The organism is Candidatus Melainabacteria bacterium (assembly GCA_003963305.1).
Lineage (GTDB): Bacteria > Cyanobacteriota > Vampirovibrionia > Obscuribacterales > Obscuribacteraceae > PALSA-1081.
In genome coordinates, this window is record RXJR01000028.1 from 1 (window position 1) to 12,877 (window position 12,877).

The 12,877-nt window shown below is 46.8% G+C and carries 8 protein-coding genes; 2 read left to right on the plus strand and 6 right to left on the minus strand.

Annotated features, from left to right (window positions below; genetic code table 11):
- Positions 1-466: 466 nt before the first annotated feature.
- Positions 467-1,033 carry an Hsp20/alpha crystallin family protein gene (locus EKK48_25155; GenBank protein ID RTL36531.1) on the plus strand — a complete coding sequence of 189 codons (567 nt, stop codon included), beginning with the start codon at positions 467-469 and terminating at the stop codon, positions 1,031-1,033.
- Positions 1,034-1,137: 104 nt separating this feature from the next.
- On the opposite strand, the gene EKK48_25160 is transcribed toward EKK48_25155, so the two are convergent.
- From EKK48_25160 to EKK48_25175, 4 genes are all read right to left on the minus strand, one after another.
- Entirely contained in the window at positions 1,138-2,304 is a 1,167-nt protein-coding gene (locus EKK48_25160) for a hypothetical protein (GenBank protein RTL36532.1), read from the minus strand.
- 443 nt (positions 2,305-2,747) lie between these two features.
- Positions 2,748-4,655 (minus strand): 1,4-alpha-glucan branching protein GlgB, encoded by a 1,908-nt coding sequence (gene glgB / locus EKK48_25165; GenBank protein ID RTL36533.1) that lies wholly within the window; start codon positions 4,653-4,655, stop codon positions 2,748-2,750.
- Between the two features lie 38 nt (positions 4,656-4,693).
- Positions 4,694-8,068, minus strand: a complete 3,375-nt coding sequence (treS, locus tag EKK48_25170; GenBank protein RTL36534.1) for a maltose alpha-D-glucosyltransferase — start codon at positions 8,066-8,068, stop codon at positions 4,694-4,696.
- A gap of 9 nt (positions 8,069-8,077) precedes the next feature.
- A complete protein-coding gene (locus EKK48_25175) occupies positions 8,078-10,093 on the minus strand; it encodes a DUF3416 domain-containing protein (protein ID RTL36535.1) in 2,016 nt (671 codons plus the stop codon).
- 269 nt (positions 10,094-10,362) lie between these two features.
- Between EKK48_25175 and EKK48_25180 the strand changes: the two genes are divergently transcribed.
- Positions 10,363-10,983: a hypothetical protein gene (locus EKK48_25180; GenBank protein RTL36536.1), complete on the plus strand. Its 621-nt coding sequence runs from the start codon at positions 10,363-10,365 to the stop codon at positions 10,981-10,983.
- A 57-nt stretch (positions 10,984-11,040) separates the two neighbouring features.
- Here the strand turns inward: EKK48_25180 and EKK48_25185 are convergent, their stop codons facing one another.
- Both EKK48_25185 and EKK48_25190 read right to left on the minus strand, forming a co-directional pair.
- Positions 11,041-12,087 (minus strand): tetratricopeptide repeat protein, encoded by a 1,047-nt coding sequence (locus EKK48_25185; GenBank protein ID RTL36537.1) that lies wholly within the window; start codon positions 12,085-12,087, stop codon positions 11,041-11,043.
- Positions 12,088-12,293: 206 nt separating this feature from the next.
- Complete coding sequence (locus EKK48_25190; GenBank protein RTL36538.1) at positions 12,294-12,875, minus strand: hypothetical protein; 582 nt, start codon at positions 12,873-12,875, stop codon at positions 12,294-12,296.
- Positions 12,876-12,877: the final 2 nt, after the last annotated feature.

Below are 12,877 nucleotides of genomic sequence, written 5' to 3' on the forward strand. Positions count from 1 at the left end.
GAGGGCACTTGTCTGATCGGATGAAGCCGCATATCTTGAGGGCACTTGTCTGATCGGATGAAGCCGCATATCTTGAGGGCACTTGTCTGATCGGATGCAACCGCATATCTTGCGGGCACTGGTCTGATCGGATGAAGCCGCCGCATATCTAGAGCGCATTTGTCAGATTGAATTAAGCCGTCACTTCCAGTAGCATCTATCGAATAAATACTAAAAAATTGTTTTAAAAGAAGCCAGATACAGAGCAGATCTGTTATCAAAATATTGGGCAAAGTTGACACAGATCGGCTTGGCCATTGAATATACCTTCACCATAAATACACACCTTTGGTAGTAAATTTCGGGGGTGCGCATTGTGAAAGTTAGCTACGACCAACGTACTTTGTAGTCACTGCGACTGGCACAGCGGGTTTGCAGTGAGCCACAGAGAGCAACAGTTTTGCTTGGAAAGAAAAAGGAGGAACTCATGAAAACAATTCGCGACAAAGTTGTCCGTTTATCAGCCCTCGCTCTGTCAATGCTATTCGGATTCGGAGTGGGCTTTTCGAGCAAAGATGCAATTGAGAACGCAAACATGGCATACGCTGGTGAGGCAGCTAAAGTAATCGTTGAAAAAGTAAGCGAGCCGACAACTTCCCTTAGAAGTAATCGGTTATTGGCGCCGGACCTCTGGGACATATACATCGATCCATTCTTCGTGCCTGTCGGTATCAAAGCTATGCCTGCGCCGCTGCTTCCGCTAGTAAACTATTCTGCACAGACACCCAGAATTCAAACAATCAATGAAGAGAAAGAACTGAGAGTGGTTGCGCAAGTCCCTGGCATGAACGAAAACGATGTAAAGGTTGAAGCGAGCGAGCGATCTGTCACGATCAAAGGGCACAAACAAGAGAAACGCGGCGAAAGCGACAAATTCCAGAGTTTCGAAGAATCGTTTTCACAGACGGTGCAACTACCGTGCAGAGTCGACGCTGACAAAGTTCAAGCTACGGTCAAGGATGGCTTGCTGACGGTGGTTCTGCCGAAAAGCTGATCGATAAACAGGACTACAATTCCAGTGAAGGGCAACAAAACTTTGCCGGTGGGGAGCTAACTAAGACTAAGATCTGCTTGCGACTTAGAAGCTAGAAACGACCGTTATGGTGACCTGACAAACGTCAAAATTTCATCGAGATATTCATTGATGCCGGCTACCGCAGCGCGAACATCCTGGAGCATCGGAATGCGATCTCTGAGTAGGTCGATAGTGACATCCTTGTGCAGTGGTATGGTACCCGCCAGTTCTTCAAGATGCTTTTTACTCGACGGTTTGTTAAGCGGTTCAATGTAATTGAGTTTGATCCAACGATCGATTAACTGCTCGCGGCGCGACTTCTTTTGTCCAGGTTCGTAGTCATTCAAATAGTTCCAAACTAAAGAAGGATATTTGTTGGGTTCATTAGGCACTAAACCGAAAATCGGTGCCAGCATGTTGGGATCACGTTCAGAACTCCTTTTGCCGCCGGCTTGTAACTTAAGGGCATAAGCACCTATCATGGCTGTGACTGCGCCGGCAATCGTGCCTAATTCGTTTCCTGCATTTTGATATTTCATCGGCGTCCCTATGGAGATCGCTCCTTGTGTCACTGCTAACGCACCACCACTGATGAAATTCAAGATGTTGTTATTACGAATAGCTTGATCGCGCTTCTCTTCCAAGACCCGAGCGACAGCATCGTAGCCTGAGACCTGACGATCCAATTCTGATACTACCCGGCGAGTTGCTAAAAAAGCACTCAAAATATTTTCGTCAAGATCCTGCCTCACAGATACAACCGCGAGGCTATGAACACGCCGCCCGGGAACATAGACATGGTCTTTCTTCAAGTCGTTCAGTTCAGCAATTTCATCGAGCATTTGCAGATCTTTGGCTACTTTCACTGCGCCGATAGAAATAGGACCGCGATCATTAATGCTAACATCATAGTTTTTTCTCTCGTTAGACTCGATCTGGTCGGCGTCGTATGGTACTGGCTTTCTACGCTGCCCCTTGATCGGTGGCTCAAGTTCAGAAGACTTATTCTGTTCTTGTCCTCCACTTTTGGCATAAGGCGCGACATTGGGGCTTAGTTTTGATGAATTGTTGTCGACTGAATTCTTTGCATCCTTAGCGACCGGACGCAAAAGCTTATCGTCATCCGTGACTGGTCCAGCCTTAAAATCGGTACCGGATGTGAAAGGCTTACTGGAATCAGGATCCACTGAGCCCTGAACGGGATTCAATTCAGATTTAATACTATCGGCTGACGAATTCTGTTTCGACACAGCCACCAGAGAACTTCTACTGCTTCGTGGTAAACCGATATCGGTTAAACATTGTTCCCTCACAGACTGTAAACCGATATCGCTTGAACCTACCGGTCTCTCGGATTGTAAACCGATATCGCTTGAACCAAGCAGTCTCCCAGACTGTAAACCGATATCGCTCCGCCCGGACCCGATACCAGTTCGTAAATCTATATCAGCAGACTCATATCCGAACGCGCCTGGAGGAACGAGATTCCACAACAAAATATTGAAAATCGCCAAAGCGACTTTCGGTTTCGAGAGCGCAGCCACTTCTTACCTGAACAAACAGTTGCAAACGTATAGCATAGTCTACAGCTCGCGACTGGTGTCCATAATTAGAAATCTTTCGTTCTTAGCAGACCATGTCAGATCGAGTCGACACAGCTAAAGCGCTGGCTTCACCATGCTGATGAGCTAGTCTAGCCCTGCGCCTTGAACACAACCATTGCCAGAGGTGGCAAAGTCAGCACCAGTGCGTTACGTCTACCATGGAAGGACACAGGGCTTGCTTCTACACCTCCAAAATTTCCCTGCCCGCTGCCACCGTACGCAACAGCGTCACTATTCAGAACTTCCTTCCAGTATCCCCCATGTGGCACACCAATCATGTAGTTATGGCGTGGCACGGGCGTGAAGTTGCATGCAATAACAAGTGCATTCTTCGGATCCCTGGCGTTTCGCATGTAAGTGAAAATGCTCTGCTCATAATCAGTGCAATCGATCCACTCAAAACTATTTCCACCATTCTCCAACTCATAAAGGGCGGGTTCTTCCTTATAAATCTTGTTTAGATCCTTCATCCATTGCTGCACACCGTGGTTCAAAGGATGATTCAACAAGTGCCAATCCAGGCTCGCTTCGTGATACCACTCGTTAAACTGACCAAATTCACCGCCCATGAAAATCAGTTTCTTGCCCGTGATTGTATACATGTAGCCAAAGAGCAACCGCAAATTAGCGAACTTCTGCCAGTCGTCTCCGGGCATTTTTGATAACAACGATCTTTTGCCATACACCACCTCATCATGAGACAGCGCCAGAACAAAATTTTCAGAATACGCGTAGAGGCCACGAAAGGTCAGCTTGTTGTGGTGATACTTTCTGTGAATAGGCTCGTTCTGCATGTACTCCAGGGTGTCATGCATCCAGCCCATATCCCACTTCAGACCGAAACCAAGCCCGCCCAGGTAAGTCGGTTTGGATACTTGCGGCCAGGCCGTTGACTCCTCTGCAACAACAAGAACATCAGGATGCTCGAGGTATACACGTTCATTTAGTCGCTTCATGAAGTTGATAGCTTCAATATTTTCTCTGCCACCATATTGATTAGGCAACCACTCGCCATCTTTGCGAGCGTAATCGAGATAAAGCATTGATGCAACTGCATCGACACGCAATCCATCGACGTGATACTTTTCGAGCCAGAACAACGCATTGCTGATCAAAAAGTTGCTTACTTCGTAACGACCGTAATTAAAGACGTAAGTGCCCCACTCTTTATGCTCACCCTGTCGTTCATCTTGATGCTCGTACAGATGTGTACCGTCGAAATTACCCAGACCGTGACCGTCACGTGGATAGTGTGAAGGTACCCAATCGACAATCACACCAATTCCATTCTGGTGTAAAACATCGACAAAATAGGCGAAATCGTCTGGGCTTCCAAATCGGCTGGTTGGCGCAAAATAACCAACTACCTGATAGCCCCACGACAGATCAAGAGGATGTTCGGCGATCGGCATCAATTCGACGTGCGTGAAGTTCATTTCCTTGACGTACTTGCTTAGCTTGTCAGCGAGTTCCCTGTATGTTAACCAGCGATTGTTCTCCTCAGGTACTCGCATCCATGAGCCAAGATGCACTTCGTAGATCGAGATGGGCGCCTCTAGCGAATTTTTCGTAGCTCGAGTCTCCATCCACTTTTTATCGTTCCACTTGTACTTATCCAACTCCCAAACAACAGAAGCTGTTTTGGGTCGCTCCTCAGCAGCGAAACCAAACGGATCGGATTTTTCAGCACGATATCCCGCAGCGCCCTTGACGAAAAACTTATACGTAGCACCTGCCTTGATACCGGGGACAAATGTTGCCCATATACCAGAGCCGGCGATAGGCTTCATCGGGTTAGCATCACCCTTCCAGCCATTAAAGTCGCCGATGACCGAGATTGCTTCAGCACTTGGTGCCCATACAGCGAAGTGAACACCCTTTTTACCATTCAGCTCCATCGGATGTGCGCCGAGCTTCTCGTAAATTTTATAGTGATTCCCCTCAGCAAAGAGATGGACGTCGTATTCACTAATCAACGGCGCTTCAGTATCGATCATTGCACACCCCTTTAACAATCACGAATCGTGATACCACTTCAGTATTCCTCACTGTAGAAAGCACCAGCTTTCAAATATTCAAGTACGCTGCTTACAGGCACTCTTAACCAATCAGGTCTGTTATTCACCTCATAAAAGATCTCATAGAACGCCTTATCGATCATGAACGGCAACAGCGCACGGAAGAAATCACTTCGATCCGATGGCACAAGCGATGAACCTTCCATCGCCTGTAAATATCCCTTCAGAAACGAGGCTGATGACCAGGCTTCGCATGCTTTCGCCCAGGGCAAGAAGGCTTCAAGATCTTCGGCGCGATTGTGCGTGAACAGGAACAAGCTGGCATAACTGGCATAACTGAACGAACGAACCATGCCCGCGACGTCTTTTAGCGGTGTCTGTTTGGCAATTCGTAGCTCGAGCGGCTTGGACGGTTCACCTTCGAAATCGAGAATGAAGAAATCTCCGCCCGAATATAGAACCTGGCCCAAGTGATAGTCGCCATGGCATCTAATTTTGGTAAGCTCCTCGTTGATTGTTGCGAGACGATCAAGAAGATCTACGACCTTTGGCCGGTAAAGAAGCAACGATTTTATCGAGTTAACGAGATCTGGTTCAGCTGTACGCACCTTTTGCTCAAGCAATTTGAATACTTTGACCACGTCGTATCTCATCGTGGACGATATATCTATCAATTCGTTTCTGCTGATTGGCTCGGGCTGGAAAGCAGTCAGGTCTGATGGTTTTCCAAGAGCGATGTGCATCTCGGCAGTGCGTGCGCCCAGCTTGGCTGCATCTTTGATGTACACACCAAGAAGCTCAAATACTTCCTCAGGCGGCTCAATATTTACAAGTTCTGAGAGTGGCACTGCAGGCGGTGTCATCTTAGACAGCAAAGTTGCTTTAGTGCTGCATCGCTCATAATATCTTCTAAATTCAGCAACCGTGTAACTCCAGGCATCGCCCTGATTTTGCACGTACTCCTGCAAGAGCCCGAGAGTATACAACGTGGCCAATCGCGGATTGGTATACCCCAACACACCAGCTGCAGCCGGCACTTGAGAGAAAGGTGACGTCTCGGTCAAATATCTGGATATCTCGTAATCTGGATTCAAGCCCGGCTCCAGATGTCTGAAGAGCTTGAGAATAAATCGATTGCCATAAATTATAGATGAGTTGCTTTGCTCGCTTTCAACTCTTTTGACGGGGCTTGCCAGTTCGCCCTTGGCGCTGATAACTTCGAACGCAGGCAACTTGAACGATTCGACAAATCCGACCTGGCCGCGAATGCGTTTGTCTTCCGTTATGTATGACAGAATTCCGGCGTTGAATTTCTCGTTATCCAGTGCATCGTACAAAATCGCTTTCCTGTCTTTATCAGTCAGTTCCGCGATAATAGCAGGGGCCTTGGAAGGCAGCGCTTGAGCATCAGAATCCTGACTTTCGATTTCCAGGGCAACAAACATGTTGTACAGATCCATCTCTCCGTCAGAATAATGAATCTCTAGAACAAGCATTCCTGACTGCAGTCCGGTTGAAGCTGACAGATCGATCCAATCATTGACTTTGGTGGAAGTTACATTTTTCGACTTCTTGCCGAACCATCGCTGTCCCCGTATAAATTGAGGTATGATGCGATTTTCCAGAATCTTTTTAAACGGACTGGTCAACAAAGTATTGATTGATGAAACAGTATCGACAACGTAAATGCTCTGCGATTCGACGGATTTTAACGCCAGGGGAGCTGTTTCAGCAAAGGGACTGACCTTGTTAGTGGCTAATTGCAGCCAGTAAAAGGAGTGTCCGGCGAGCGTGAGCGTATACTTTTCTTCAGTAATCGGGTGAAAAGGAACGAGCCCAAACATCTCAATTGGTGTTACCCCAGCGTAATCGGGAAGGTCTAAACTGACCGATTGTGGATACCGCGATAGATTGGCCACCACAAGAACTGTTTCACCTTCGAACGATCTCTTGTAGGCGAGGATTTTCCTATTTTCCGGATACAGTATTTCCAGAGTGCCACGACCAAAAACTTTATGTTGTTTCCGGAGCTTGATCACCGAGCGCATCCAGTTAAGCAACGATGAGGGATCTAGATTTTGTGCCTCGACATTAATGGCCTGGTAACCAGTGACCGGATCCATGATCGGTGCAGAATATAGCTTGGCAAACAATGCTTTTGAAAATCCAGCATTCCGATCGCCATTCCACTGCATCGGTGTGCGTACACCGTGACGATCGCCCAGGAAGATATTTTCACCCATCCCAATCTCATCACCATAGTACACAATAGGAGTGCCCGGCATGGAAAACAGAATGCTGTTTAAAAGCTTTATCTTGTCACGACTGTAATCAAGCAAGGGAGCCAATCTTCTTCTAATACCAAGATTGATGCGCATCATCGGATCGTGAGCGTATGCGTTGTACATGTAATCTCGCTCGTCGTCTGTAACCATCTCGAGAGTCAACTCGTCATGATTGCGCAAGAACATAGCCCACTGACAGTCGTAGGGAATATCGGGTGTTTGCCGTAAAATTTCCGTGATCGGATGACGATCTTCTTGATGAACAGCTAGATAGATGCGAGGCATAACGGGAAAGTGAAATGCCATATGGCATTCATCGCTGTTACCGAAATATTGAATTACTTCAGTCGGCCACTGATTAGCCTCAGCCAGGAAAATGCGATTCGGATACTCCTCATCGAGAACTTTGCGCATTTCTTTTAAAATTGCGTGCGTATCGGGCAAATTTTCGCAATTAGTGCCTTCCCGTTCGATCAGGTACGGAATAGCGTCAAGACGCATCCCATCTACGCCCAGGTCAAGCCAGAACTTCATGATTTTAATAATGGCGCGCCGAACGTTTGGATTATCGAAGTTGAGATCAGGCTGATGGTGAAAGAAACGGTGCCAATAATACTGTTTTGCAATCGGATCCCATGTCCAATTCGATTTTTCTGAATCGAGGAAAATTATGCGAGCATCTTGATACTTTGTGTCCGTATCACTCCACACATAGAAATCACGTTTGCTTGAGCCTGGTGGAGCCTTGCGGGAAGCGTCGAACCATGGATGTTGGTCGGAGGTATGATTGATAACAAGCTCGGTAATCACCTTCAAACCGCGATTATGAGCCTCTCGCACGAAGTTGCGAAAGTCTTTACGGTCTCCGTAGACAGGGTTTATGCCTTCATAGTCGGCAATGTCATAACCGTCGTCGCGCAAAGGCGACGGGTAAAACGGCAGCAACCAAATAGTATCAACGCCGAGTTCTTGCAGATAATCCAGTTTCTGCATGAGCCCCGGGAAATCACCGTAGCCATCATCATTGCTGTCAAAAAACGATTTTACGTGCAGCTGATAGATAACAGCGTCTTTATACCAGAGTGGTTCGAGTTCTGAGTAATTCACCGGTGCTCCCTAAACAAAATAATCAAAGTCGCGTTCGGACTTCAGTTTACGCATTACCCTGAAGACATATGCAGGTGAAACATGCGGATCCAACTGAACAAAGTTCGTGTCACCAGTCCAGAAGAAGCGAACACCGGTAATCAGATCATGAACCTGGAAGGTTTGGTCAGCTCCCAGTTCTTCAAAGGGAATATGCAAGTATCCAGATTGGGTGTGATGAGGATCAAGATTTACAACTACGAGAATGGTGTTGGAACCATCTTCGGTGCTCTTCGTAAAAGCAATCATCTCGCGATTATCGATATTGAGGAACTTGAGATTACGATTGGTGTGAAGAGCCGAATTCGTTCTGCGAATTTTGTTTAGCCTGGTAATAAAATCTTTGATCGAGTGGGGATCTTCCAGATTCCACGTACGAATCTCATACTTCTCCGAATCTTTGTACTCCTCCGCGTTCGGCATCGCATCGGTAACACAGAGTTCGAATGGAGGACCGTAAATTCCGTAGGTAGCGCCGAGAGTAGCAGCCAGAGCCGCTCGGATCATGAATCCCGAACGCCCACTGTACTGCAAGAAATCAGGCAATATGTCGGGAGTGTTGGCAAAAAGGTTTGGACGCAGATAATCAGCCAGCTCAGTGTTATAAAGCTCGTTGAAATAATTGGTGAGTTCGTCTTTGTTATTGCGCCACGTAAAATAGGTATACGACTGAGAAAAACCGCACTTCGCCAGGTATTGCATAACCTTTGGCCGCGCGAATGCTTCGGAGAGGAAGACAGTCTCTGGAAAAATTCGCTTCACTTCCCTGATCAAAAAATGCCAGAAAGGATAGGGCTTGGTGTGGGGATTATCGACCCGAAAAACCTTAACGCCTTGTTGAGCCCAATACACAACAACGTCTTTCAATTCTTCCCAGAGAGACTGCCAGTCTTCGCACTCGAAATCGATTGGATAGATATCTTCGTAGCGCTTTGGGGGATTCTCGGCACAACGAATAGATCCATCCGGACGACGGTAGAACCAATCTGGATGCTCAGTCACGTAGGGGTGATCAGGGGAGCATTGGAAGGCAATGTCCATGGCGATGTCAATACCACGCACAGCTGCGGCGTTAATTAACTCGTGAAAGTCAGAAAGCGATCCTAGTTGCGGATGAATCGCCAGGTGTCCACCTTCCTTAGCTCCTATCGCCCAAGGACTGCCTACATCATCAGGTCCAGCAGACAACGTGTTGTTAGGACCTTTCCGTGCCACCGTACCGATTGGGTGAATCGGTGGCAAATAAAGAACATCGAAACCCATTTCCTCGACATAAGGCAAATGATTTATCACATCTTTAAACGTGCCATGATGAGTTTTCTTGTCAGTCACTGAGCGAGGGAAAAGCTCATACCATGCACCGTACAGTGCACGCTCCGCTTCAACCATAACGCTAAGAATTTTGTGATACTGACGAACCCGACCGCGACGACTGTATTTATGCATGAGGTCAGCCAGGGGTGAACTGGACAGCACAAGCTGATATTCAAATGTCTCGAGCATCTCTGCATACTTAGATAGTTCAGGACGCTCGCTTACTGGTGCATCTTTGATCGCATCAGCAATTAGAATGGCTCCCTCTGTTAACTCCAACCTCACGTCCTGTCCAGCAGCGAGCTTCTTTCTCGTGTCACGCGTCCAGTTGGAAAACGCGTCAATCCAGGCGCTGATTGTAAATTCGTAATAACCCAGTTCAGCTACCGTAAACACCCCTTCAAAGAGATCGAACCCAGGCTGCTTCAATACCATGGGAACTTGAGTCCAGTCCGAGTCACCGGCTTTGCGATAATGCAAACTGGCGCCAATGGCATTGTGTCCGTCTGTGTGGATGCTCGCTGTCACACGCACCTTTTCGCCCACCACTCTCTTAGCAGGAAAGGCCCCGTCATCGACTTGTGGTTGCACATTCTCGATCGTGACACGCGACTCACTCAGCAAATTTGGGGGCGCGTATTTAGATGCTTGACTAGTCTCAGGTTTAGGCATAATTGTTAAGCTTGACCAGCGAACGGTTTCGACCCTGTATGGTACGCGATTATCGGCTTTTCATTCTAGTATGGAAGCTCGTTCAACGCTAAACCGTTCACAATAGTCAACATGGCTCAGGTGTTACGTAAGTTACGTCGAACAGACGTTTGGCTAAGAAGGACTTTCTGCTTAAGAAGTGGTTTGTCTGGATCGCCCAAGCGTTAAATCTGAGACAATAGTTTAACTAGTCAACAACTTTGGTTTGTAAGCCAGGAGCGAGATCCAACATGTCCACAATTGCCTTGCAATTAAAAGAGAGTACGCGAAATGCTCATAACTCTGCAGAAGGACACGAGTTTCAGAAACATCTGGGATCTGGCACCTTATCGAAAACCCTGTATTGCCAATATTTGAGTCAACTGTTTCTGACCCATCAGGCACTCGAAACAGCTATGGCAAATCAACCCTATATGGGCGCAGTTGTCTCGGAGCCCCAACTACAGACTGAATTCTTGAGAGAAGACCTGAAGGCTCTGGATGTAGAACCAGAGTCCGTCAAGCCGTTAGAAATAACAAAGTCAATGTTGAACCGCATCGACGAGTTGTCGAAGAGCGATCCGACTGCACTTCTTGGCTTCCATTACGTACTGCTTGGAAGCAAACATGGTGGCAAATTTATCGCTACCACGATGAAGAAAGCCTTTGGATTTGAAAGAGCCGGTTGCATTTATTTTGATCCTTACGGTCAAGAATTTCAAAAACACTGGCAGCACTTCGTAAGTGGAATCAATTCATTCGACATCCAAGATTCACAAATTGAGCCACTAATGCAAGCAGCAAGTGAGATGTTCGCTTATGTTGAAAAGCTGGGTGGACATCTATTGCAGACAAGCGCAGCAAAACAGTGAACTGCGAACTTCGAACCTACGGCTCTGGGTGAAAACCCGGAACAATGAGTAAGTGATCTACCGAACGTCCAGCTTTGACTTGAGAAACTTGATGGTTTGAGGAAATGCCACTCTCATTTTCTCACTCTTGTCGCTATCTGTTCCCAAAATTATACCTATCAGTTCCCCGCAACATTCTTGTTGCCCAGCCTCGGACTTTTGCAAGTAGTACGCAAGATCTCTGCTTACAGATGCGTCCAATCTTTGAGCAGCAGCCGCATCTAACAAGTAAACATGTTTGAAATCATCGGTTTCTGATATATCTCCAAGACAGCTATCAATCGCATGGCCACACTCATGATTTAAAGTAGCTAAAATGCGTTCAATTGGAATGGGATCATGCACGGTCTCCGTGTATTCGTCCATGGTGCGCTCACAAATAACAACTGAACGTCCATCCTGAAACATGCCCGGACAGCTTTTTAACGTGTGCCCATCATATCCGCGTCCTTCTTGATTCTTCATCTCAGGATTCTTATCAATCAAAGTCGGTGTCAGAACAACTTCAATGCGATTTTCATAAAGCATCTTTCTGACCAATTTTGGATACTTGCGAATCTGATCTTTGACCGCACTGATAACCGATGGCGATACGACCGGATGATCTTGAAGTGGTCTAATGACGCGCAAACTCAGCTCGCCAACCACTCCCTCACTGACTGATGTTTTGGCTACGGACTTCTTAGACAGACTCGCATTTTCCATCACCGACGAAGTCGATGATGTGTTACCGCTTGCGATTTTGTCTTGCGTCTGCAACCGGCGCATAAACTCGCGAGCCGTTAAGGCTTCGTTCGAGTTTGGAAAACTTGCAATCAAAACCTGATAAGTCTTTTTCGCCGCGTCAATCTGATTCAATCCATAATAGCTATTAGCAATGTATAAGTAAGCTGCAGCACTACGGGGATTTGTTTTCAAATACCCCATGAAAATTATCAGTGCTTGTTTAAATTGCTTCTGATTGTAGAGCTTTACACCATCTTCAAATGTTGCAGGAGGCAAGGACGTCGGAAGAGCAAATGCTGAATGGACCCGCTCGTTCCACACGCATGAAACCACACACATGGTAACGGCAGACCAGTAAAACCAGCGAAAACAGGTTATTACCCTGATCCTCAAATATTACCCGCCTTATGCATGCACTGAGCCGACGTTGCAGCAGCAAACAATAACTTGGGATGCGACTCTAAGCGAATTATTGATGCTGCCAATAACTATAGCGGCGAAAAAGTATTTTGCCTACAGATAGCGTTGCCTGCTGAGCAAAAGAATCAACTAGGGATCGGCACCCGTATCAATTTGGAGGAGTTGTATCCAACTCGCTTGATTGTCGGGGAAACATATTTCATGCAGCACCTCAGCAAAGAAGATTCCGGCCAGCGCCTGGGCCAATACCGTGCCCAAAACGAGGCTATGTAACGCTGCAAATACTTTCTACTGATGCCGTGGAAGTTTTTGACGTACTCAAAGAACAATTTCAAAATTGCCTTCTCTTCTCGTGAGAGCTGCAGAATCGGATTTGTCTTAATCAAAGAATATCTGTTGCCACCATGAAATTTCGCAATTCCCATAAGGTCGAGAGAACCAATTGCCGCTGCAAATCTCGCTATTGGCAAACCTGAACCCTTATACAATTGATCGAACGAAATGGGGCGTGATTTCAAAACCGTACAAACAGCCACTTGATCATCATTCAAATCCTGTAAGTCCTCAGGATCCGGCTCATCATCTTCTTCAACGAAATCGGGATGTTCACCGCCAACACAAAGATTGCTCCGTTTACAGATTGCTGGATTGAATACCGTGCTAACAAGCTCAAAAACATCATGCTTTTCCATCTCTTCTTCAAACACAG